Source organism: Ignavibacteriales bacterium, from assembly GCA_026390775.1.
In the GTDB taxonomy this organism is placed as follows: Bacteria; Bacteroidota; Ignavibacteria; order Ignavibacteriales; family Melioribacteraceae; genus Fen-1258.
Genome location: JAPLFF010000003.1, coordinates 37889 through 61940, shown reverse-complemented (window position 1 = coordinate 61940; position 24052 = coordinate 37889). Strand labels below are relative to the sequence as shown.

The following is a 24052-nucleotide window of genomic DNA, read 5'->3' as shown; positions in this document are numbered from 1 at the left end:
AAGTGACTACCAGGGTACGTTATTAAGAAGCAAGCAAAACAGAAAATAGATTTATGCTTGTTCGGAAGTAGTGCCCTTTACTTCCGTTTCGCTATCTTTCTTTTCAACAGATGCTTTTTTTGTTTTTGCTTTTTCTGATTTTTTCTTTAATGATGAAGCAAGATTAGCTTCTTTAATCTTTTTCCAATCATCTAATTTTACAGAGATCTGTTCTTCGCTCAAACCATTCTTTTTCAATTCTCTTTTAAGAATTATTCCTTGATTTGACAAAAGATTTTTTACTGTATCTGTTGGTTGCGCACCAACACCAAGCCAATATAAAGCGCGTTCTTCTTTTATTTCTACTGTTGCCGGATTAGTCTTAGGATTGTAAAGACCAATTGCTTCAATAAATTTACCATCTCTTGGTGAACGTGAATCTGCCGCAACAACCTTATAGATCGGTTGTTTCTTTTTTCCCATTTTTCTTAATCTTAACTTAACTGCCAATTTGTTACTCCTTATTGATTTTATTTTCTAATTATATTTTATGTTTTTCAAACCCGCCTGCCGGTGGGCAGGTTTGGTACCGAAAACTTTCCGGAATTCTTACTCATCATTTTCATCATCTGCTGCATCTGCTCAAACTGCTTTATCAATCTATTAACGTCCTGAACACTATTTCCACTTCCTCGAGCAATTCTTTTTCTTCTGCTTCCGTTTAATATTTTTGGACTTACCCGTTCTTTTTTTGTCATTGACTGAATTATTGATTCAACTCTTACCAACTGTTTATCATCAACATCTGCATTCTTTATCGCAGAACTAACACCCGGAACCATACCAAGTAAACTTTTCAAGGAACCCATTTTCTTAATCATTTTAATCTGCTTCAAGAAATCGTCAAAGTCGAATTTGTTCTCACGAAATCTCTTTTCCAGATCTTCAGTTTCTTTCTCATTAAACTGAGATTGAGCTTTTTCAACAAGAGAAATCACATCGCCTTTGCCAAGAATTCTTGATGCCATTCTATCCGGATAAAAAATTTCGATAGAATCTAAATTTTCACCAAGACTAGCAAACTTAACAGGGCGGTCTACAACCGCTCTAACCGAAAGAACACAACCTCCACGAGAATCACCATCAAGTTTTGTAACTACAACGCCGTCAAAATCAACTTTTTCATGAAAAGCTTTAGCGGAATTCACAGCATCTTGTCCGGTCATCGAATCAATCACAAACAAAGTTTCTGTCGGTTTAACATTAGCTTTAATCTGTGCAACTTCGTTCATCATATTTTCATCAACATGCAAACGACCGGCTGTATCAATGATAACGGTGTTAAGTCCGTTTTCCTTCGCATAGTTCAGTGACTCGGAAGCAATCTTTACCGGCTCTTTACTTCCTTCAATCGAAAAAACCGGAACTGAAATTCGAGAACCTAATATTTTCAATTGATCAATAGCAGCAGGCCGATAAACGTCAGCAGCAACTAAAAGAACATTTCTATTTCTATCTTTCAAATACTTAGCAAGTTTTGCGCTAAAAGTTGTTTTACCGCAACCTTGAAGTCCAATCAACATTATTACAGTAATTCCGGAAGCATTTAATCTTAACTCAGAGCCGGTACTACCTAAAAGTCTGGTTAACTCATCATACATAATCTTTGTGATAAGTTGACCGGGAGTAACTGAAGTTAGAACTTCCTTGCCAAGCGCATTCGCTTTAACATCTTCAATAAATTGTTTAGCAACTTTATAATTTACATCAGCATCTAAAAGAACACGGCGAATATCTCGAAGCGTATCGGAAATATTTGCTTCGGTTAATTTACCTTGACCGGTAATTTTTTTGAGCGTCTTCTCAATTTTCTCGGTCAAATCCTCGAGCATATAGTCCAACTTAAATTAAAGATAATAAAAAGAGTATTCATTTCAAATTCTAACAGCTTAAGATTCCTTGAGAGCATTTGCTCCAGACACAATTTCTAATATCTCTTTTGTGATGGATGCTTGGCGGACCTTATTATAAGTAAGGTTTAATGAACGAATTAACTCTTTTGCATTTTCGGTTGCCATATCCATTGCTGTCATTCTTGCACCCAATTCTGCAGCATAAGAATCAAGTAATGCTGTCCACATTTGAGTATTAAGATGTTTAGGTAAAAGCTTGTTGATAATATTAGCTTTGTCAGGTTCATAAATGTAATTAATATCATGAATCGGTTCGTTTACCTTTGCTTCAAATGGTTTAATTGGGAACAATTGTTCAACGGTTGTCTTTTGTTGAATGACAGATTTAAACTCATTATAAATAATTAAAACTTTATCAGTTTCACCGGAGATATATTTACTAGTAAGCTCTTTAATAAGTCCGGAAGCAAATTCAAATTTCAAGTTGGAAAAAATACCAGGGTAGGAACCCTCAACTTTGTAATTTTTTTTTGTGAAATAATCATTTCCTTTTTTGCCGACGCAGTACAACAATAAATTTCCGCTTTGATGGTAGCCGGCATACTGATCTTTAATAATTTCTTCGGTCTTGCGGATAATATTCATGTTAAATCCGCCGCACAAACCACGATCTGATGTTACAACTATTAGAGAAATTTTCTTTACTTCTCTTTCCATTAAAAGAGGATTGCTAAAATTCTTTTCGACATTGAGTAAATGTTGAAGCATTTCGGCAATTTTTCTAGAATATGGTTTTGCATTAACAATATTCTCCTGAGCACGACGCAGACGCGCAGCAGCAACCATCTTCATAGCTTTGGTTATTTGCTGTGTGTTCTTAACACCTTTGATTCTGCTCTTTATGTCGCGTAATGTTGCCATCGTTTAAGATTTAACTCTTTTTAAATTTCTCAACAAATTCTTCAACAGCTTTTTTTACTAACTGTAAAGTATCGTCTTTCATCTCTTTTGTTACGAGAATGTTTTCAAGAATTTGAGGATACTTCAAATCGACATATTCCAAAAATTCTTTTTCAAATCTTTTTACATCTTTAACTTCAATCGTTTCGAAATAATTATTTGTCCCTACAAAGACGCTTAACACTTGTTTTTCAACAGGAACAGGAGCGTATTGACCTTGCTTTAATAATTCAACTAGTCTAGCTCCTTTTCCAAGCGTTCTTAATGTAGATTTATCAAGATCAGAACCAAATTTGGCAAACGCTTCAAGTTCACGATACTGTGCAAGATCAAGCTTCAATGAACCAGCAACTTTTTTCATTCCTTTGATTTGAGCATTACCGCCAACACGGGATACCGAGATACCAACATTGATAGCTGGACGCACACCGGCATTGAATAAGTTTGGCTCGAGATAAATTTGTCCGTCTGTAATAGAAATAACATTTGTAGGAATGTAAGCCGAAACGTCTCCCTGCTGTGTTTCAATTATCGGTAATGCAGTTAAACTTCCACCGCCAAGCTCATCACTCAACTTTGAAGCCCTCTCTAACAAACGTGAATGTAAATAGAAAACATCTCCGGGATATGCTTCACGTCCGGGAGGTCTTCTTAACAACAAAGAAAGTTCACGGTATGCAACAGCTTGTTTTGAAAGATCATCATAAATAACAAGAGCGTGCTTTCCGTTATCTCTAAAATATTCTCCGAGAGTTGCACCGGAATAAGGAGCTATGTATTGTAACGGTGCGGGTGTTGAGGCTGCTGCTGCAACGACAGTTGTATATTCCATTGCGCCGGCTTCTTCAAGTTTTGCAACTACTTGGGCTACTGTAGAATTTTTTTGACCGATGGCAACGTAAACACAATAAACAGGATTCACACCATACTTTTTTGCTTCAGCAGTATGAGTATTTTTTTGATTTATAATAGCATCAATCGCTACAGCTGTTTTACCTGTCTGGCGGTCACCAATGATCAACTCACGCTGTCCGCGTCCGATTGGAATCATCGCATCAATAGCTGTTATACCGGTTTGCAATGGTTCTTTAACCGGCTGCCGTTGAATAACACCTAATGCTTTACGTTCAATAGGCATATATTTTTCAAATTGAACAGTACCTTTTCCATCTAACGGAACACCAAGCGGATCTACAACTCTTCCGAGAAGTTTTTCACCAACCGGAAAAGATGCAACACGATTTGTCCGTTTAACCGTATCTCCTTCTTTGATTAATGTGCTTTCACCAAAGAGAACACAGCCGACAGAATCTTCATCAAGATTCAAAACCATTCCCGTTACATTATTAGGAAATTCAACAAGCTCGCTCGCCATAACTTTTGATAAACCATAAACTCGTGCAATACCATCACCAACTTGAAGAACAGTTCCTACTTCATAAATGTCGGTTTCGTTTTCGAATCCAGCCAGTTGTTTTCTTAATATCGCAGAAACTTCATCGGGTCTTATTTCCGCCATTGTATTTTTCTCCAATATGGATCCCGATTAATCGGGATTAAATTTTTAATTATTAGATAAGATTATTTCTTCTGAAAACTTCTTTCTTAATAAACTTAATTGATGTTTTACTGAGGCGTCATAAACCGTATCTTCGATGCGCACAATAAATCCGCCAATTAAATCTGTGTCAATATTATAATTTGCAGAAACTTTCTTGTTTGTTTTCTTACTAAGATCATCAATCATTTTTTGTTTCGATTGATCGTTTAGATCAAAAGGAGAAACTACTCTTGCTTTAACAATTCCATTTTTCTTATCCGCAAGTGCAATAAATTCTTTGAATATGTCAAAGAGAATATCCTCGCGATTCTTTTCAACAACAAAGTTGATAAAGCTAGCAGTTTCATTGCTGATTTTCTTTTCGAAAATTTTTTGCAGTAAAGATTTTTTATCGTTTAATTTTACAACAGGACTTTTCAAAACCGATCTCAATTCTTTTGAGGAATTTAAAGTGTTAAAAATTAGTTCCGCATCATCAGAAACTTTCTTGAATATCATTTTCTCTTCAGCTAACTGCATAAGAGAATTTGCATAACGATATGAAATTCGATAAACACTCATTCTAATTCTTTAGATCATCCAAGTATTTATTAACCAATTTTACTTGTTTATCTTTATCAAGATTTTCTCTTAAGATTTTCTCAGCAGCATTTACTGCAATATCTGCAACTTGATCTTTTAGCTTGTTAAAAGCTTCGGCATTTTTTCTCTCAATTTCAGAAGTTGCATCAACAATCATCTTTTTTGCTTGAGATTTACTTTCTGCAAGAATCTGTGTCTTAAGCTTTTCTGCTAATTCCCTGCTTTGTTCAATGATTTTATGTGCTTCTTCTTCTGCTTTAACAAAACTAACTTTATTATCCGCGATCAACTTCTCGGCTTCTTTTTGCGCCTTATCAGCTTTTTCAAGAGAATCTTTTATGAAATTTTCTCTTTCACTTAAGGAATTTAATATCGGCTTCCATGCAATTTTTTTCAAAATCAGCAAAAGGAAAATAAATGTAACAACAGTCCATAATATTACACCGGGATTTACATCCAGTGGACTGCCGCCTTTTTCACCGCCTTCTGAAAACGCAAAAAGCAGTAAATAACTTATTGTATTCATTTCGAATCCGGTTTTTGAAAGAGATCTTTTTAAAAATTATTTAAGAGCTAAAAGAATACAAATAACAAGAGCAAAAAGAGAAATACCTTCAATAAGAGCGGCTGCAATAATCATTGATGTTCTAATATCGCCAGCAGCTTCAGGTTGACGACCACTTGCTTCCATTGCAGAACTTGCTAATTTACCAATACCGAAAGCACCACCAATAACTGTTAATGCAGCACCAAAACCAGCTGCTAAATATGCAAAACCCATTCCTTCCATTTGATTACTCCTTTATGACTGTTAATAAAATTAATGTTCTTGATGTACAGCCATTCCGATAAATAAACCGGAAAGCATTGTAAAAATATACGCTTGAAGAAGCGCAACAAGTATTTCTAATAAAAATATAAAAAGTGCAAATGAGATTGATACCGGGACAACAACATAAGTATGAAGAATAAATATCAATCCAAGTAATGCCATAATCACAATATGTCCGGCAGTCATATTCGCGAAAAGACGAATAGCCAATGCAAAGGGCTTAGTAAATAGACCTAGTAATTCGACCGGTATCATTATTGGCAATAACCACATTGGAATTCCATGCGGGACCAATCCTTTAAAGTACCCGAACATACCATTCTTCATCATTCCACCGACTTGTATTACGATGAAAGAGATTATTGCGAGTGTTGCAGTTACTGCGATGTTGCTTGTGGCAGTTGAGCCGTAAGGAATCAATCCTAAAAAATTACAAGTCAAAATGAAGAAGAACATAGTTAATAAATATGGTAAAAATCTTTCGTTCCCTTTACCAATTGTTGGTCTTGCAATTTCATCACGAACAAAAACAATTAATACTTCAGTGAGATTTGTAATACCTCGAGGAATTAATGATTTCTTATATGATCTTGCAACAAAAATAAACGTAACCACCAGAATCACTAAAGCCAACCACATAAATACAACATGTTTTGTAATCGAAATATCAATTCCAAAAAGATGAAGTTGCGGTAAATGGATTACTCCAAATGGCGAAAAATCAAGTTCTCGAGCATCAAGAACATGATGCATAATCCAGCTAGTATCTTGCTTTTTTGTCGCCTCTACGGCAATCTTTACTGTATCCGTAACGATATTAGGATTGTTAATCCACATTTTTCATTCTTGTTGTGTTTTGCGCCCTTCCAAACCAAATTGGACGATGGATATTTCATAAATTAATAGAAAAACATACCAAATAAAGAATCCAAATATAAACCCAACCAAGTCAACTTTCAAGAATTTTATGCTTACAAAAACAGCGGCAAGCATTAGCAAAAGCCGGATTCCCATGCCTCCTACTGTAAAAAGGAGGAAGATTTTGTTTGATTTTTTAACTGAATAATTGAATGAACCCAAAAAGAGAAGAAAATTAAGAACAGAAATCACGATAGCAAGAATAAGAGCATTACCAATTTCAACGGAAAGACTATTCATAAAAATTAGAAGAGATAAAAACATAATAGTAATTACCGAGATAATTAGTGCTATTTTAGCTTTTTTTTGCATCTTTCTTTTTATTATTTAATTGTAGAACTGTTTTGATGAAGTTATATATCGCTGCGAAACCGCCAATAAAGGAAAAAAGAATTAGTAAAAGAGGGAAAGTTTTAAATTGAGAATCTAACCATCTTCCTAAAAAAAACATTAATACAATTGTAGCTGCAAGCTGAGTCCCCAGACCTAAATATGGTCCAACATCTTTTAAGGAATTAGAAAATTTTTCGGTGAACTTGTTTTCTGAAATCATCCTTCATTAATATTTAACGAATTGGAATTATTCATATGACTATAACCTTCAAAATATGCGCCTTCATCAATCACAAGAAATTTTGTAATAAGGTCGCCTTTTAGAACACACTTAGATTCTAATTTTATTTTTTCTTGAGCAGTTACTTTTCCTAAGACTTTTCCGCTCATAGTAATATTTTTGGCCATTACTTCGCCTTGTATTTCACTTCCGTCTCCGACAGTCAAATTGCCATTTACCGAAACATTCCCATGTACAACTCCATCTATTCGAACATTTCCTTCACTAAAAAGATTTCCATCAATCTTAACGCTATTACTAATAATGCTTACATCTTCAGCTAAAGAATCTTTTTTACTTGTCATGAAATATTTCTCCTACTTTGATAAAATTTTTTGTGGATCAATCGGTTTACCATTCTGCCAAATTTCAAAATGAAGATGCGGACCAGTAGTATTTTTACCTGTATTTCCGCTAAGTGCAATCAATTCTCCTTGAGCAACACGTTCCCGGATTTTCTTTACTAACGATGAACAATGTTTATAAATAGTTAAGTAATTATCATCATGTTGTATCATAATTTGGTAACCTGATTCAACTGTATATTCTGCAAATATTATTAATCCACCAGCAGATGCATAAACCGGAGAACCGGATGCAACGCCGAAATCAATTCCCATATGTCCATTAGCTGAATTAAAACCTTGAGTAATAACCCCGTTTGTTGGTTCAATAAAAAAGAATGATTGAAAATTATTTTTTACACCAAAATATTTTTCTATAAAAGAAACAAAAACCGCATAAATATTACCGCCCATGTTAATTTTTTTATCTATCTTTTTTCTCATAGTATCATATAGCGCATCGTTAGGTTTGATAGAATCTCTACCGGCTAATTTCATTGCATAACGCATCCGTTCATTAGTAGAAGCAAGTTCCTGAAGTTGATCTGTGAGAATAACAACTTTGTTTTGTAATTCTTTGATTTTTTCTGTTTGTGCTTTTAGATCGCTATTATCAATCACAAAGACATAATCTTTTAGAGGTGTTACGGTTAAAATAATAATCAACAGAAACCAAGCTGCTATTGTGTATATGCTTATATATGCGGCTGTTCTAAGTATGCTAAACTTGTAACGTTTAGTTGTTATAATTGGAAGATTAGGTGTGATATAGAATGATGAATTCTTAATATTCTCTAAATTAAACCACTTCATTTAACGCTCTTTTAAGTAGGTAAATATATGAATTTGCAGTTACTTTTTCTTACTACAGATTCATTTTATCTAAGGAAGTGAAAACTGCTTGAGGTAAAAGTTTATAACCGCAATCAAAAGTTTGTATCGGGCATTGATTCCTACCATGGATTCCACATGGTTTACAACTTAGATCATCATATGAAATGTAATTACTCTTTGCATTATATGGTGAAAATCCAAAAGCGGGCACTGTTGAACAGTATATTGTCAATGTTGGAATATTAGCAATCATTCCAAGATGTGTTGGTGCGCTATCATTCGAAATTAGAACTGAACATTTTTTCAACAATGAAATAGATTCAATAATGCTCAATTTTCCGGCAAACGATTTTACCGAGTCTGCAAATTCTTTTTCTACTCCTCTGCATAATAGTTCATCGTCTTTACCTCCAAGTAAAACAATAAAATAATTTTTCTCAATTAAGAACTTTATTATTTCAATATAATTTTCTCTCGGATATATTTTAGTTTTCCAAACAGAACCGGGAGCTACAGCAGCTACCTTTTTATTAGTAAGATTTCTGATTATGCTCTCAGTATTATTTCCAAGTGATGAATCAATATCTACAATTGGTAATATTTTCCAATTATCATTATTTGTATCAACCCCAATTAAATCAAGATTACGCGCTACTTCATGTTTATTATTATGGTACTCGATCTTGAACTTGTAAATAAAACTCCAACTTGCGTTATTAAAACCATAAGTAAGTTTACAACTAGAGAGTAAAACGATTAGAGATGTACGAATTGAGCGATGAGGAGAATATATTCTAGTAAATCTTTCGTGTCGGATAAAATTACTTAATCTAAAAAAACTAGATAATGATTTTTGCTTCCCTCTTTTATCATATACAATTACATCATTCACTGATGGAGAATGCTCAATTAATTCTTTGGTAGAAGGGATACACAATACACTTATTATTGAGAACGGATTTAATTCTTTAAGTTTCTGAATCATTGGAAGGGTTAACACCGCATCACCCAGGAATGCAGTTTGTATTACAAGTATTTTTTCTTGCACTAATACTTCCAAATTTTATGCATCCAAAAATATTGTTCTGGATAATTTCTAATATGCTTTTCTAAAAAGGAGATATACTTTTGTGTTATTTCTTTAATCTGATCGTTTTGATTCTTACCGAGATCATCAATAACTAATTCTTCAATTTCTGTTTTATAAGAATAATCGCTTTGTCGTATTATTGCACCCATAATAACATTGCATTTTACTTTTAAAATGATTGAAGCAGTACCGGTATAAAAAGCAGTCTGTCTGCCAAAAAAATTTACTCTTGGACTATCCATAGGACCACGCTGATCAGCAACAACACATAATATGCCTCTGCTTTTTAACACTTCAAATATTTGACGAATAGAAACACCGAGCCAAATTTCTTTATTGCCAAACATTTCACGTGTATTTTTCCACCACTCTGTTATATATGGATTTCTTTGCGGCTTTGCAAGAACATGAAAAGGATAATTCATTAGAAGAGCTGCGGCTAAACCTCCAATTTCCCAACTTCCGAAATGACCGGTTAAAAAAATCATTCCCTTGCTTTCTTCCATTTTATTTTTCATTAAATCGAGATTCGGAATATTCAACATCGACTTAATCTCTTCCTTATTGGAGTTAGGATAATACATGAATTCAAAAAAAGTAAGAAAGATGTTCTGATAATTCCTTTGTGCTATCTGCTCTATCTCTTTTTTGCCCTTTTCAGGAAATGCAGAAGTTAGATTTTCGATAACAATTTTTTTTCGGATATGTATTACATAATAAATAAAAGAGCCCAGAAGTTTCGCAAATTCTCGTGTACCTCTAAGCCCAATAACCTTAAATATTTTAGAAAAAAGAATGAAAAAAAAGAATTCTATTTTATTTTTGTTAAACATAATTGTTAATTAACCTTAATCCTTGCTTCCCAATTTTCATCTTTAATCTCACCACTTAGAGAATAATGGAGTAATTTATAATTACTAAAACCTGTTACATCACCAAAATAAAAATTAACACCACCTTCAATTTCATTATAGAACCAAACTTCATAAGGTTTTAGCTGCGAATCATTCGTGTAAAAATCATATTGATCAGGCTCGCCGTACAATAATACAACTCTTCCTTTATCAGTTAAGTATTCTTCTCTCATCATTGAAGTAAAATTTTTATTATCGTAAGCAACTCGTTTCATATATTCTTCATTAAACTCATTTTGAGGAGTTGAAAGATCATATCACTAATTTGCCAAAAATCATAAAGTAATTCCCTTTTAGCTTTAGTGAATCGAGGCTTTTATTGCTGCTGAAAACCTGTATGTTCTTAGGATTAAGACCATAATAAAACTCAAGGACAGAGGTTGAATCATAATTAAATTTTGCATAATAACTTGCTTACGAAGAGGAATTAAATAATACAAAAGATAAGCAAGATAATTAGCACTTTTGCGGGTTCCTTGTAAACCTAGAATTCGAAACAGTTGGACAAAAGAAATAAAGGCAAAATATTCAAGTTTGTGTCTGATATGTATTTTCATTATTAGAACAATACGAAAAATCGAATACAAGAATCAATTAAAAATGATTATTCGTTCTTCACTAATTCCTGGATCGTTTCTTCGAGCAGCTGATTAAAGCGATTTGGATCTTCGAGCATTACAAAATGACCAACCCCATGCATCTTTTTTACTTTGAAATTTTTTGTAACCTTTAAATTTTCATCAAGATTTACTGGAAATTGATCACAATTTATCGAAACGATTGGAATTTGTAGATCTTTTACAGCTTTAATCGAATTGTATTTATATGAATTTCTAAGTATATCAATGGCAATTTTTTGCGGGGCTGATGTCATTTTTTTTATTGCTCTCTCAACTAAAGTTGAATCAGAAGTTTCTAAAAACAATAATTTAACATATTCTTTTGTGCTTCCTACAAAATTATCTTTAAATGTTGACAAATATTTTTCTGCAAGATCTGCTGGTTCACCTTCTTCAAATTTCTGAAAAGTATCTGCACCTATCAATCCTATTACCTTATTGCCTAATGTTTTCGCGGCTTCTAGAATTATATTACCACCCATCGAATGTCCAACCAAAATCACTTTTTCTAATTTTAACTTATTAACCACAGAAGCTATATCTTCTCCAAATGCTCTCATAGTCCAATCTTTTCTATTTGATCCTGATTCACCATGCCCAGCAAGATCAATTGTAATTACCTTATACTTTGATGAAAATACATTAACCTGGTTTTCCCAAATTGATTTATCCCAACACCAACCGTGAACAAATACCAATGCAGGTTCTCCTTTGCCTTTTACTACATAAGCAATCTCAACTCCATCTTTTGATCTTACTTTTTCTGTTTTAGCTTCCGAGAAAGAAGTAGCAATAAATAACAACAAATAAATAAATAATAATGAATATCTAATGTTTATTTTCATTTTATATTTCACTAGTGTTTTAGAGTTTAGAAAAATGTTAAGTTGTAATTAAAAACATAAAAAATTATATAATAAGTAATTCTGAGTGTTGCTTTAAGATCTAAAGTAAGAGATTAAGCAAAAAAAATGATAACGAAGAATTCAATTTTATATTTGGTCCTACTTAATATAATTATTGAGAGCTAATACGTCTCATCCAATTCTCATCTTTCACTTCATCACGTTTTGTTGAATGCAGCAGTTCATAATTACCAAAACCTGTTACATCACCAAAATAAAAATTAACACCGCCTTCGATTTGATTATAAAACCAAACTTCATACGGTTTCAAGCCGGCATCGCTTGGATAAAAATCACGTTGATCAGGCTCGCCGTACAATAATACAACTCTTCCTCTATCAGTTAAAAATCCTTCCTTCAACATAGAAGTAAAATTTTTATTTGCGTAAGCTACTCGTTTCATATACTCTTCCTTAAATTCATTCTGAGGAGTAGAAGGATCAGTATCTCTATTTCGCCAAAAATTATAAAGAAATTCTCTTTTAGCTTTAACTGAGTCAAGACTTTTATATTGGCTTATTTCACGATCGCTTGCAATATATTTTGCTTGCAAAAACATTTTATCGCATTCATCCAATGTAAAAATTCCAAATTCGCTTCCTATTACACCGGTGTTCAACTGAAAAGTTTTACTGGTATCTACAACATTCGGATTAAAGATGTAAAAACGTTTTGAGGAAATAAAAGCTTTGTTCGTTGTAGGATCAATTAAACTCAACACAAAGTTATAAGAATCAGACGGATACTTTAATAAATTAACCATGCCATATTCCACAACTGCATCATTTGACTGCTTAATATTTTTGGTACTCTTATAAACAGGTACTCCTGCACTGTTATAAAGTAATTTCTGCAAGGAAAAATCCTTCTTTTCATTTTCTAACTTCAAATTATATAATTCAGCATAATAAAACAGAACCGGCGAGTTATGAGTATACACCATTTCGGGATTTGGAATTATTTCCAAGGTGTTTTTGTAGAAAATTGATTGCGGGTCTGCATTCTCCTTTTTTATGTTATTGGCAATTTCAAGATCGCTGATAGAAAATATATCCTTTTTGAATGGCGTTATAAAGAGCGTTTCATTAATCTTTTTGTTTAGATTCGGATTCTTTGAATCGCGCGCCAGCACTTGTAATGTATATTTTCCGCTAGGAACAACAAACCCCAGCATACCAGCAAGCGATTTGGAATTACTATCATGTTCAGCAGGGTTAATAATATTTTGAATTCTCCAATCCTTATTTATGAAGAAAGAATTTGTTTCCGTGTTCTTCATTTCGATATGAACCATTGCCTCCGTTAACGACCCTTTATCAGTAGCTATAATCTGCATGTTCTTTGGATTCAGTTCATAATAAAACTCTAGGTAAACAGAGGTGGAATCATAATTAAATTTTGCATAATCGAATTCAAATCCCAATTCATTTTGAGCTTGGACAACCGAAGCAAATAAAAACAATGAACATAAAACGATAAAGATATTCTTCATAAAATTTAGTCCTCTTGATTTTTCGTGTAAGTTTATTTTACAAAATATATTTACTTATTAGTAAACCTATTATCAACGTTATTAAATATCACTTAACTAAAAATACAAACATGCATGTCGGCGGGCAAGAACTGTTGTTATAAAATAAAAAAACCTGAGCCGAAAAAAATCAGCTCAGGTTTTTTGTAAATATTAAATCAGTTAAAAGGCAAGGCTTACACCAAATGTGTGAGTATCATTAAATAATACTCTTTTCTGGTATGCGTAATCTATTAATACCTTTAGATTACCGCCTAGACCAAATTTAACTCCTAAGCCACCGGTTAATGTGGTTTCTTTAGCATTAGTATCAGTAGTTCCAGGCATAAAGAGATAACCGCCGCGTAAGAATATCATATCCTGAAAAGCATATTCCAAACCCACACGATATTCATCATAGTTGAAATTGCTATTCTGAAATACGCCATTAAGTTGAAGTGCGTTATCCTTGCCGAATGCAAAGCGATAACCAAGACCTAACTCCAATGTAGTCGGTAATTCTTCTGATGCTGCCTGTACTGTATAATAGTTATTTCCTTGTCTCAAGTAACCATATTCACCTTTTGAAAGAATATTCAATCCGGTACCAGCAAAGCTGGATTGAATGCCAAAATTCTTCAAAACAATACCTAATGCCAAACCATTAATATTAGCTAAATTAGTATAAGAAATACCAACATTAAAGCTAACATTGGATTTTGACACCTCAGCCATCTTTTCAAAATTAAGATTTGTAGTAATACCAACTGAAATTCTATCGCTTAACATTATTGAATAGGTTAATCCGGTTGTGATGAATTTAGGTTGAAAAAATTGACCATTTCCATCCGGATTATCTACAGTAGTAATTGCAATATCTCCTATGGATAATGATTTAATTGAAAGAGCTATAGAACCAAGTTTACCAAGATTAAATCCTAAAGCTCCGTAATCAACTCCAATATCAGCTATGTAACTAGAATGAGTGAAAGTAACTGAAGTACCTTCTTCTCTTGCAAGGTTTGCCGGGTTCCAAAAAAGAGCTTCAACACCTCTTGAATCAGTAAGTGTTGTTGAGTTCATTGCAATACCTCTAGTTCCCACAGGAATCAATAATTGTGTTGAACCTGCTGTGCCAACTCTATTACCGCCATCAGCAAAAATGAGATTGCTAAAAATGACAGATATAGTGGCAACTATCAAAAATAATTTTAATTTATTCATATTTTTATCTCTCCTATTTTTAGAATATATCCAAGATTTGTTTCTCTTGAATAATCGCCACTTTTAATATTTTCGTTGTTCCTAAATCCGGCATATCAATATGAACAATATATAACCCGCTGCCAACTGGAAGGTTATTTTCATTTTGTAAATCCCAACGCTGGAATTGCGTTCCGTCATTGTGTGTTATTGTTCTTACTAACTGCCCTGCTAAATTGAATATACGAATTGTAGCGCTGGCGGGTAAATGGCTAAATGTTACCCATCTATTATACTTTGTTAATTCTTGCGGATTAACTCCGTAATAAGGATTTGGGAATACGTTAATATTTTTAACATCCTCTATAGCTTTATTTGCGTCATAAGAAGAAACAGATGGAGTTGTAAAAGTGAAAACATCTGCGGTCGTATTAACAAAAAAAGGTGTAATTGTAAAAATTTGCCCTGCTTGGGGATTGAATGTTTTTCCTGCTCTTAACTGTGGCCATAAAGCAAACATTGCTGGATAAACTCCACTATTTGGTATTCCCGCCATTAATACTGGATCTGGAGTTGCTGTGTATGCATTTGGAAGAGGAAAGAAATATTCTCTGCTTGTTCCAGGATCTGTTGTTGGTTGCCACGGCAGGTGTTCGGTTGGTTGACCTTTCTGCGTTACATAAGCTACCGACAATTGACGAGCAGGACTATGTGTAACATCCCAACAAGTAAAATACTGTGGTATATAATCCTGATAGCCATAATTTGGAGTTCCGCCGCGCAAATATCTATAAGCATTCTGACCAGTTGGAGTTGAAAGAAATCTTACTTCAATTTTAACATATTGGTCTGGAGTGACTGAACTTCCTAGGAAATTAATTCCTAAATCTGGTCCACTGTAATAATCAAGCCATCTATCAGCTGAAGGAGTGAAAGCATAACTATTGATTCCTAAAGCTGGTCCATTAGCTTGAATTTGTATTCCATCAATTATTGTAGAAGCATCCCCAATATTTTGATCTTGGCCGGATAATCTAACAACATTCTTGGTTACATCAGTAAGTTTCCAAACTATATTATCATTTGCATCTGTTTCAAAACTAACTCTATAATTATCTCCTGTACTTTTTGAAGGATCGATAACTTTACCTGTAACAGTACCATCAGATAGGCCACCTGTACGAAGTATACTAAGAGCAGCATCAGCTTTTCCATTATAGCCTACGCCGGGATCTGGCGCGTGTGGAATTGCCGTAATAATAGCTAAAGGATTATTGAGTACTTTATCTCCAAACGGTGGATTTGGATTGTAGGAATAACTTGAAAGTGCAAAATAATATTTAGATCCATTATGCAGTTCCGGTGCACCCGCCAACTTATCCTCAGTTACCAAGTATGATCTTTTTAAGTAATCACTTCCATTAGCGGCAACATAATCTACAAGAGCTCCAGAACTAGGATCTGCCTTTTTGTCAAGAATTACAGTAATACCATCTACAATATCAAACGTTTTCAACAAAATTCCATCTGAAATAGAAGCAGAATTAGATGGTAATTGATAAAGATTATAACCTTGGAACTTATAACCAAGATTATCAAAGCTTTCAGTAGCTGTTACTGCTGCAGCGTTACTACCCCAATCTAAGACCAATTGTTTATCAAGAGGGGTGATAGCAAGTGTTGGCTGCGGAGCTGGCGCTGGTAATTTAAATAAACGATTGTATGCAATTTGAGCAACATCATCGTAATTAAATAAAAGTCTTAAAGCAGCAATATTATCAATTCCGGCAGTTGCACCGGCGCTCATTTCTGCTATAACAACCTCTTGAGTATCGCCATACGCTAATGTAAAAGGTCCGCATACTCCACCATCTCTTCTATCACCAGGCGCAAACTGAACTCCATCTAACCATCCAGTTTTGGTAAACACGTTTCCAGCGAATCCAAATTTAGTATTCTTGAGAGTAAATGGATCTTGCATCGGAATACCTGTGGTTGATACTTGGCCCTGGAAAAGACGATACCATTGTGTAATTCCAATAGCAGCATTCTGATTAGGATCAGCGTAAATAGCATCCGGATTAATAAAGAAATAACTAGCTGACATTGGTAAATTTTTATAACCGGGCCAATATTTCCCGTTATATATAGCAGTATCAGTAGCCAACCCCCGAACTTTTGGACCTTGGAAGAAATCTAATCCGGTAGCAGGTGGTGTAAGTCCATACTGTGAATTATTCGGAATACCGCTATAAGTGAAGAATAAGCTCCTTGGTTTACCAGTTGCATCTAATGTTGTATCACATCCGGCAAGGTCGTATGCTCCACCGCCAATATCTATGTCGTCCCAATACGAAACATAAAATTGATTAAAGTCTTTGCTCTGGGCGTTTTTATTAATCAATACATATTTTTTAAATAACATATTACCTAATGCACCTGCGGCTTTATATCCCCAGACTGTGCACTGCTCTTCTACTCCCATAGGAGTAGTTTGATAAAAGGTTGCAGCTTGAGTCGCATTTAAATCATTAGCAACGAACCAGATTGTTTGATCGGCTCCAGGAACACCTGGAATATCTATAGTTGGTTCATATACACCATTGCCATTAACATCTTGATATGGTGCACCCCATTGTGCAGGCCATTCGTTCCAATCTTTTTCATACTGTGCTCTAACGTCGGTTTCAGATTTACCTTCATCTAACATTTCTGTTGCAACCGAGCCGATTTTGTAATCTCTCCTTACTCTATATATTCTTACATTCGCATTATTCGGATCATCTGCTACACCGGGAGATAATATTCTACCAGCTGTTAAGGAAGTACGATAAACTGAACCGCCAATTCGCAATACATTATCCGCCGGGTTACCAATATAACCGCCAAATAAGAATCCGGATTGAAAGTTTGCAGTCTTTCCACTTAGTGTAGGATATGTATACCCCGGGTTACTTCCAGTAACATCTGACCAACCATTTGCATAAATAAAAGTAGAAATATTATTAATGTTAAATTTAGTAATGGTAGGAAGACCTAGGGTTTTATTAAGAGAGTTCTTATTACCATCTGTTCCTTTTGCCCAAGAAATTTGAGTCGAAAAAGAAACAAACAGTAATAATATACTCAAGTTTATAATTGTTTTTAATCTCATTTTGTTCTCCATATATTAATTAAACCATTAATACTCTAATCTTACGCCTAAGCGAACTTGCCGTGGCGGACCAAATAAATTACCACCTAAACCTTGTCCTCCCCAACCTAATTGATAATCTAAATTTATGGCTTTATACATGTTGATATAGTCTTGACCATAAGTTTTAATCAATGTAGCACTAAGTTTAGGATCGCTTAGTACACCATTATCAGTCGCTGTACCTGTTTTCAAAAATACATTATCTACATTCACAGCATCAAACAAATTAATGACGTAGAGATAGACATTGAGACCTAATTTATCGCCAAGCTTGAAAGTCTTATCTATCCTTAAATCTACCTGTAGTTCAGATGGTGTTAAAGATGAATTAAGCGCTTCAATAGGGTATCTGTTTCTTGTATCAGTTTCTGCCTGAGCATTACCATAACCCAATGTAAACCCATGACCAGTATTAAAAGTAATTAATGCGGATAACCCTAGATTTTGTAATATTGGACCTCCATCATTGTTACCCCATCTGTAATCAATAGAAATATTACCAAACAAAGGTCTATTTTGTACTAATGGTGTAACATTTTTGGGTGCATAAATTGTACTTCCGTCTAACGGCTGGAATACCAATCCGGATTTTTGGTTTGGTGAAGAACCCGTTCCTTGAGCATCCTGGAAAGATATAGAAGCATTAACCTGTAGACGTTCCCACCTACGCATATTTAATGCTATTTCAACTCCCTTTGTTGTAGCAAAATCACCATTCCCGTCAATATAATAAGCTGGGGAGTAACTAGAAATGCTTTGAACGGGTTGTTTTATATACTCAACCTGATCTCGAATATCTCTGTAAAATCCTGTAATATCAAAAGAAATAAAATCAGTGACTTGCTGTGTAAATCCTAATTCATACTGGGTTGTTCTTGTTGGTCTAAGATTCGGACCAGTAACAGTAGCATAGAAATTACCAGCACCAACAATCTTTTGCATGAAGCTATAATATCCCTCGTATACATTTTGGAGCTGGGGCTGTTGAACGAATGTTCCATACTGTGCATGGAACATTGAAGATGTTGTTATAGGGAATGAAAAACCAATTCTAGGGCTAACAGAAGAAAATGATGATGTTTTAACAAATCCATCAGGATTTAAATCTGTACTTCCCTTAATAACAGCTAAATCCGGTAAAGTAGGATCTTTTAATGTCATGTTATCAATATCTATATAATCGAATCTCAAACCTAAGTTAATAATAAGATCTTCAAACTCAATTTTATCTTGAATATATGCTGCAGCAAATACGGGTTTATGAGGTGCATCAAAACCACTGCCATCATATACATTGCCAAGTACATCAAAACCATAATTATTAACTCCACCACCTCTTAAAATATCTTTCTTAATTTCGTCTGAGGAAAGGTTGGCTGTATTAACGGCTAATCTATTATTATAAGTTCTAGCCAAAGTAGTTGCACCAACACCCGACCAATTCCTAAGAGTATATTGTTGATATTCTCCACCAATTTTTACTGTATTAAATTTTCCTAATAACATAGTTAAACTTCCATTAATGGAGAACGAAGTTTGATTGAATTTGCTATAATTAACTGGTACTGCACCATTCTGTGCAAAAAACCATGCAAAAAGTCCTAAACCTCTTGCAGGCACATCATTTCCAAATGCTGATTTATAAGTTGCATAATCACGTAAATCTCTAGGGGCTCTTGGAATTGTCCATCCAGCAGCAGCATTTACAGTACTATCTCCATAACCCCAATAATTACTACCTAAAGCTTTGTCAAAAGTTTCAGAATTTCTTATATAGTAACCACCGGTAATTTCATAGAAAATTTTATCACTAATTACGTGCGTCATTTTTAGAGTAAATGAACCATTAGTATTATCACCCTCTCCATAACGGGTATTCATAAAATCTCTAACACCAACACCAGTATTACCACTAATATCTCCTTTACTAGTAGTATAGCTTCCAGTCAATCTTAATAATATTGGTCTTAGATCATAGTTAAGTGTACCGGTAAAAGTATAGTTTGTGGTTTGTCTGCCTGCTTGAGGTCCAGCAGGGTAAACATAATTTGGTAAAGTATCTTTCGTACTAGGATCCCCTATCCGCCCTAAATTTATACCAGGATTAGGTTGTGGGTTACCATCTCTGTTGTAAACATAATCAAGATTAAAAAACATTTTTAATTTATCAGTAACAGGGCCGCTAAAAACTCCGCTCATTTCACTATAACCCCATGTATAAGCGCCCAGAGTTTTTTGACCATCAAAAGCATTGGCTTTACTCTTGAACCCAAGGTTATCAGTAATCCATTCTATACTGGTTTTAAAGTTGTTGCCTCCAGATTTTAATTGCTGACGAACAATTCCAGAGTTAGCACCACCAAATTCAGCAGGGTAACCACCAGACTGAACTTGAATTTCTTCGATTGCATCCTGGCTTACTGTAACAGCATTGAGATTGGAAAGAGGATTTCTTGTGGAGATTCCTTCAAGATAGTATCCAACTTCATCAGTTCTACCACCTCGAATAAAAATATAACCATTTTGAAGAACAACACCTGCCGTTAAACCAATAATGCTTGTCACATTTCTAACTGGTAAAGCAGAAATATCTTCACTTGTTGTAATTCTAACAGCATTTGTGTTATCCTTTTGAACCATTGGTCTCTGTGCAGTAATCGTAACAGAACCAACTTCAATATCTTGGCTAGGAAGTTGAACGTCCCTGTATGTTGTAAGATCAGCACTTACTCTTAAATTAGAAACTGTGATGGTCTTATAACCGACGTATGAAATTTTAATTTCATAAACACCTGGATCCAAATTTTGGATGAGAAACTCACCGCTTGCATCTGTGTTAGCTCCGGCTGTTGTTCCAACAACAACCACGTTGGCACCAATTAAGATGTCGCCAGTTTGCAAGTCAGTTACTTTTCCCTTAATTCTACCCTTTGTACCTGCATTAATTAAAACAGGACAAAGAATTAGAAGTAGCAAAAAGTAAAAAATCTTTCGATGCATATTTTTACTCCTTATTTGTTAATTAAAGAAAGGGTTTTTGAATGGAAAAACTTGTAAAAAAAATGTCAACCACTACCTCCTTTTTTTAGAAGTGAATTATTAATTCTAATTACAGAAAACTTAATAATAACAGTTCAATAATTTTAATTTTGTCCTAATATTTCCGGAACAAATGGCTTTCTTTGTAAGTCTAATACTAATGACACGAAAAATTGTTTTTCTCTTGTTTGAAGTGATTCCAAGATAAACTAATGTGATTTCTAAATCAAGAGCAAAATTGTGTTTTTTGTGTACTTTTACTTAGAGGCCCTTTATTTTTAATTGAATTTAACACCTTCCGTTTTATTTGTCAAGGTTTAATTCCAGTAGCTCAATTTTTATAAATTAATTCTAATTCTAAACTATAAAAAAGTAAATCATTAAACCTATTAAATTGATTTTAGATATTTACCATTACTGAAAAAAATTTCTTTGTATAAATTTTCCCGAATGAAAATAATTTAGGAATTAACGACTTTCAATTTAATTGCCATCTTCTTTCTAAAAAATTATCGAATTAGAATTTAACTCCCTTTTCATTATAAATAAAAATTCCACCAAAATAAGTTGAGATCCATTTATTGTTATTCTTATCTACTCTGACATTAAATATAAGATTATCCTCTAGTTCTGAATTTGATTTATTCCATACTTGGCATTTGTTATTTTCAAATCTTAACAACCCATTTCCGAATGATCCACCCCACAATATATTTTTCTTATCTACTGCAATAGAATAATACCCAAGGAAAGGTAAACATGAATTTGTTGGTGTGTAAATCGTAAATTTTTTCCAATCATAAAATACAATAGAACCAAACTTATAACAAAAGAAAACATTTTTATTACCATCTTCTGTTATCCAATAACAAGCATCATCAACTGAGTTATAATTAAATTGTTCTTCACTAAACCATTTACCTTTTTTAATACGGTACATAAGGCCAGAGGTTCCTATCCACGCATCATTATACTTGTCAAAATAAATATAGGTTACTTTGTGCTCTTTTAGTATTGAATTTTCTGTATTATAAACTTTCCATTTTTTCCTATTGTATATTGCAAATCCTCCATTTGATGTTCCGATCCATACATTTGAATATTTATCAATTGCTACTGTATAGATCCAGTTACATGGTAAACCGGAATTGGACTCATTAAAAATTTTCCAATCATCTTTTCCATTAAATCTTACTAATCCACCACCATAGGTTCCAATCCATATGTAACCAAATTTATCGAAATCAATGCTATAAATATAATTGTGTGGAATGGGTGAATTGCTCTTATTATAAACTTTCCAATTTTTCCCATCAAAACGAACTAAGCCACTATCAAGTGTTGCTATCCAATAAATGCCTTTCTTGTCTTGAACAACCTGCCGAATACAATTTGTTGGTAAACCGCTGTTGGTTTTATCATAATGCTTCCACATTTCCAATTGTGAAAATGAAACACTATTTAAGAAGAACAGCGTTATTAGATAAAGAAGTGCTCTGATATGAAAATTCATTTAAGTGTATATAAGGTTAAACTAATTTTGTTATTTTTTCGGCAAACATAGATTTAGGAACAGCACCAATGATTGTTTCAACAACTTTTCCATCCTTTAAAAATAAAACTGTGGGGATGCTTCTTACTCCATACTTTATTGCTGTTTGCTGATTTTCATCTACATCAAGTTTGCCGATTTTAACTTTGCCTTCATACTCACCAGCTAAGTCTTCAATGATTGGTGCAATCATTTTGCAAGGTCCGCACCATGCTGCCCAGAAATCAACAATCACAGGAAGATTAGACTTCAAAGCTTCAGCATCAAAATTTCCATCTGTAAAAGTAAATGGTTTCATTTTTGTAACTACTCCTTAATGAATTATAAAAAACATAATCTTTTAAACAACACCGTTCTTTTTTAAAACTTCTCTTGCAATAATCCCTTTTTGAATTTCAGTTGTCCCTTCAAAAATTCTATTGATGCGGGAATCCCTGTAAAATCTTTCTATTGGAAGTTCGCGCGAATATCCCATACCACCGTGAATTTGAACTGCATGATCTGCAATCTTATCAAGAGATTCAGAACAAAAAATTTTTACTATTGCTGATTGACGATTTACATCTTTCTTTTCATCGTAATCAATTGCAGTTCTATATACCATTGACTCCATAGCATAAAGCAATGTTGCCATTTCTGAAAGCATAAATTGTATTGCTTGAAAATTGGAGATCGATTGATCAAACTGTTTTCTTTGTTTTGCGTATTGGGTTGACATTTCTAAAAGTTCTTTTGCAGCACCTAAACATGCGGCACCTAATCCTAATCTTCCTGCGTTTAAGGTCTTCATAGCTAAAATAAATCCGCGACCATCTGTTCCTATTAAATTTTCTTTTGGTATTCGAACATTATCAAAAGTAATTGCATTTGTTGTACTTCCTTTAATTCCCATTTTCTTTTCAGGCGGACCTGCACTAAATCCGGGAGTTTCTGTTTCCACAATAAAAGCACTGATACCTTTATTCGTTCTTGCAAACACAGAAACAATATCTGCAATCCCTCCGTTTGTTATCCACAATTTTTCTCCGTTAATCACCCATTCGTTTCCCTCGAGATGTGCGCGCGTTTTTACATTGAATGAATCCGAACCAGCTTGTGCTTCAGTTAAACAGAACGCACCAATTTTTTCACCTCTGGCAAGGGGAGTTAAATATTTCAGTTTCTGTTCTTCTGTACCACCGATATAAATTACATTTGAACCTATTGATTGATGAGCCCCGATAAATGTTGCCGTGGACATACAACCGCGAGCTATTTCTTCTTGCATCAAACAATAACCAACTTCACCAAATCCTCCTCCACCATATTCTTCGGGAAATACTACTCCTAAAAATCCAAGCTCACCAAGTTTTTTAATTAGTTCTTTAGGAATTTTTTCTTCTGCATCTATCTTAGCAGCAATTGGTTTTATCTCGTTGTTAACAAAATCGCGGGTCATATCCCGCAGCATTTGTTGTTCTTCAGTTAAAGTAAATTCATTCATCAAT

Annotated in this window: 21 protein-coding genes and 2 pseudogenes; all 23 read right to left on the bottom strand. The window is 34.0% G+C overall.

The annotated features are described in order from the left end of the window. Positions 1 to 249: 249 nt before the first annotated feature. A pseudogene (rpsP, locus tag NTZ27_00440) lies at positions 250 to 489 on the bottom strand (30S ribosomal protein S16). Positions 490 to 536: 47 nt separating this feature from the next. Then, positions 537 to 1859, bottom strand: a complete 1323-nt coding sequence (ffh, locus tag NTZ27_00435; GenBank protein ID MCX6173209.1) for a signal recognition particle protein — start codon at positions 1857 to 1859, stop codon at positions 537 to 539. Positions 1860 to 1928: 69 nt separating this feature from the next. Continuing rightward, a complete protein-coding gene (atpG, locus tag NTZ27_00430; protein MCX6173208.1) occupies positions 1929 to 2813 on the bottom strand; it encodes an ATP synthase F1 subunit gamma in 885 nt (294 codons plus the stop codon). A gap of 10 nt (positions 2814 to 2823) precedes the next feature. Further along, entirely contained in the window at positions 2824 to 4371 is a 1548-nt protein-coding gene (gene atpA / locus NTZ27_00425; protein MCX6173207.1) for a F0F1 ATP synthase subunit alpha, read from the bottom strand. 45 nt (positions 4372 to 4416) lie between these two features. Next, positions 4417 to 4974 (bottom strand): ATP synthase F1 subunit delta, encoded by a 558-nt coding sequence (atpH, locus tag NTZ27_00420; GenBank protein MCX6173206.1) that lies wholly within the window; start codon positions 4972 to 4974, stop codon positions 4417 to 4419. A gap of 1 nt (position 4975) precedes the next feature. Beyond that, positions 4976 to 5521, bottom strand: coding sequence for a F0F1 ATP synthase subunit B (gene atpF / locus NTZ27_00415; protein MCX6173205.1), 546 nt, complete (start codon positions 5519 to 5521; stop codon positions 4976 to 4978). 36 nt (positions 5522 to 5557) lie between these two features. Next, positions 5558 to 5785 carry an ATP synthase F0 subunit C gene (gene atpE / locus NTZ27_00410; protein ID MCX6173204.1) on the bottom strand — a complete coding sequence of 76 codons (228 nt, stop codon included), beginning with the start codon at positions 5783 to 5785 and terminating at the stop codon, positions 5558 to 5560. 30 nt (positions 5786 to 5815) lie between these two features. Continuing rightward, complete coding sequence (atpB, locus tag NTZ27_00405; protein ID MCX6173203.1) at positions 5816 to 6664, bottom strand: F0F1 ATP synthase subunit A; 849 nt, start codon at positions 6662 to 6664, stop codon at positions 5816 to 5818. A gap of 3 nt (positions 6665 to 6667) precedes the next feature. Then, positions 6668 to 7057 (bottom strand): ATP synthase subunit I, encoded by a 390-nt coding sequence (locus tag NTZ27_00400; protein MCX6173202.1) that lies wholly within the window; start codon positions 7055 to 7057, stop codon positions 6668 to 6670. Continuing rightward, positions 7041 to 7298 (bottom strand): AtpZ/AtpI family protein, encoded by a 258-nt coding sequence (locus tag NTZ27_00395; GenBank protein ID MCX6173201.1) that lies wholly within the window; start codon positions 7296 to 7298, stop codon positions 7041 to 7043. The genes NTZ27_00400 and NTZ27_00395 overlap by 17 nt, the downstream gene beginning before the upstream one ends. Continuing rightward, positions 7295 to 7663, bottom strand: a complete 369-nt coding sequence (locus NTZ27_00390; GenBank protein MCX6173200.1) for a polymer-forming cytoskeletal protein — start codon at positions 7661 to 7663, stop codon at positions 7295 to 7297. The genes NTZ27_00395 and NTZ27_00390 overlap by 4 nt, the downstream gene beginning before the upstream one ends. A 12-nt stretch (positions 7664 to 7675) precedes the next feature. Further along, the gene (locus NTZ27_00385) at positions 7676 to 8515 is read right to left on the bottom strand and encodes a M23 family metallopeptidase (GenBank protein MCX6173199.1); all 840 of its coding nucleotides are present in this window, start codon (positions 8513 to 8515) and stop codon (positions 7676 to 7678) included. Positions 8516 to 8567: 52 nt separating this feature from the next. Then, positions 8568 to 9584: a glycosyltransferase family 9 protein gene (locus NTZ27_00380; GenBank protein MCX6173198.1), complete on the bottom strand. Its 1017-nt coding sequence runs from the start codon at positions 9582 to 9584 to the stop codon at positions 8568 to 8570. Continuing rightward, positions 9584 to 10459 (bottom strand): lysophospholipid acyltransferase family protein, encoded by an 876-nt coding sequence (locus NTZ27_00375; protein ID MCX6173197.1) that lies wholly within the window; start codon positions 10457 to 10459, stop codon positions 9584 to 9586. The genes NTZ27_00380 and NTZ27_00375 overlap by 1 nt, the downstream gene beginning before the upstream one ends. A 5-nt stretch (positions 10460 to 10464) precedes the next feature. Further along, positions 10465 to 10776, bottom strand: a pseudogene (locus tag NTZ27_00370) (GWxTD domain-containing protein). Between the two features lie 368 nt (positions 10777 to 11144). After that, on the bottom strand, positions 11145 to 12005 hold the full coding sequence (locus NTZ27_00365; protein ID MCX6173196.1) for an alpha/beta hydrolase: 861 nt from the start codon (positions 12003 to 12005) through the stop codon (positions 11145 to 11147). A gap of 172 nt (positions 12006 to 12177) precedes the next feature. Next, on the bottom strand, positions 12178 to 13557 hold the full coding sequence (locus tag NTZ27_00360; GenBank protein ID MCX6173195.1) for a GWxTD domain-containing protein: 1380 nt from the start codon (positions 13555 to 13557) through the stop codon (positions 12178 to 12180). Between the two features lie 201 nt (positions 13558 to 13758). Continuing rightward, entirely contained in the window at positions 13759 to 14799 is a 1041-nt protein-coding gene (locus NTZ27_00355) for a PorV/PorQ family protein (GenBank protein ID MCX6173194.1), read from the bottom strand. A gap of 19 nt (positions 14800 to 14818) precedes the next feature. Then, positions 14819 to 17932, bottom strand: a complete 3114-nt coding sequence (locus NTZ27_00350) for a T9SS type A sorting domain-containing protein (protein MCX6173193.1) — start codon at positions 17930 to 17932, stop codon at positions 14819 to 14821. 27 nt (positions 17933 to 17959) lie between these two features. After that, a complete protein-coding gene (locus NTZ27_00345; protein MCX6173192.1) occupies positions 17960 to 20974 on the bottom strand; it encodes a TonB-dependent receptor in 3015 nt (1004 codons plus the stop codon). 556 nt (positions 20975 to 21530) lie between these two features. After that, on the bottom strand, positions 21531 to 22448 hold the full coding sequence (locus tag NTZ27_00340; GenBank protein ID MCX6173191.1) for a hypothetical protein: 918 nt from the start codon (positions 22446 to 22448) through the stop codon (positions 21531 to 21533). 94 nt (positions 22449 to 22542) lie between these two features. Further along, entirely contained in the window at positions 22543 to 22863 is a 321-nt protein-coding gene (gene trxA, locus NTZ27_00335) for a thioredoxin (GenBank protein ID MCX6173190.1), read from the bottom strand. 42 nt (positions 22864 to 22905) lie between these two features. Continuing rightward, complete coding sequence (locus tag NTZ27_00330) at positions 22906 to 24048, bottom strand: acyl-CoA dehydrogenase family protein (GenBank protein MCX6173189.1); 1143 nt, start codon at positions 24046 to 24048, stop codon at positions 22906 to 22908. Positions 24049 to 24052: the final 4 nt, after the last annotated feature.

Coding starts and splice junctions, on each gene's coding strand:
- atpG (MCX6173208.1), bottom strand. CDS start 2,813: ATGGCAACATTACGCGACATAAAGAGCAGAATCAAAGGTGTTAAGAAC.
- atpA (MCX6173207.1), bottom strand. CDS start 4,371: ATGGCGGAAATAAGACCCGATGAAGTTTCTGCGATATTAAGAAAACAA.
- atpH (MCX6173206.1), bottom strand. CDS start 4,974: ATGAGTGTTTATCGAATTTCATATCGTTATGCAAATTCTCTTATGCAG.
- atpF (MCX6173205.1), bottom strand. CDS start 5,521: ATGAATACAATAAGTTATTTACTGCTTTTTGCGTTTTCAGAAGGCGGT.
- atpE (MCX6173204.1), bottom strand. CDS start 5,785: ATGGAAGGAATGGGTTTTGCATATTTAGCAGCTGGTTTTGGTGCTGCA.
- atpB (MCX6173203.1), bottom strand. CDS start 6,664: ATGTGGATTAACAATCCTAATATCGTTACGGATACAGTAAAGATTGCC.
- NTZ27_00400 (MCX6173202.1), bottom strand. CDS start 7,057: ATGCAAAAAAAAGCTAAAATAGCACTAATTATCTCGGTAATTACTATT.
- NTZ27_00395 (MCX6173201.1), bottom strand. CDS start 7,298: ATGATTTCAGAAAACAAGTTCACCGAAAAATTTTCTAATTCCTTAAAA.
- NTZ27_00390 (MCX6173200.1), bottom strand. CDS start 7,663: ATGACAAGTAAAAAAGATTCTTTAGCTGAAGATGTAAGCATTATTAGT.
- NTZ27_00385 (MCX6173199.1), bottom strand. CDS start 8,515: ATGAAGTGGTTTAATTTAGAGAATATTAAGAATTCATCATTCTATATC.
- NTZ27_00375 (MCX6173197.1), bottom strand. CDS start 10,459: ATGTTTAACAAAAATAAAATAGAATTCTTTTTTTTCATTCTTTTTTCT.
- NTZ27_00365 (MCX6173196.1), bottom strand. CDS start 12,005: ATGAAAATAAACATTAGATATTCATTATTATTTATTTATTTGTTGTTA.
- NTZ27_00360 (MCX6173195.1), bottom strand. CDS start 13,557: ATGAAGAATATCTTTATCGTTTTATGTTCATTGTTTTTATTTGCTTCG.
- NTZ27_00355 (MCX6173194.1), bottom strand. CDS start 14,799: ATGAATAAATTAAAATTATTTTTGATAGTTGCCACTATATCTGTCATT.
- NTZ27_00350 (MCX6173193.1), bottom strand. CDS start 17,932: ATGAGATTAAAAACAATTATAAACTTGAGTATATTATTACTGTTTGTT.
- NTZ27_00345 (MCX6173192.1), bottom strand. CDS start 20,974: ATGCATCGAAAGATTTTTTACTTTTTGCTACTTCTAATTCTTTGTCCT.
- NTZ27_00340 (MCX6173191.1), bottom strand. CDS start 22,448: ATGTGGAAGCATTATGATAAAACCAACAGCGGTTTACCAACAAATTGT.
- trxA (MCX6173190.1), bottom strand. CDS start 22,863: ATGAAACCATTTACTTTTACAGATGGAAATTTTGATGCTGAAGCTTTG.
- NTZ27_00330 (MCX6173189.1), bottom strand. CDS start 24,048: ATGAATGAATTTACTTTAACTGAAGAACAACAAATGCTGCGGGATATG.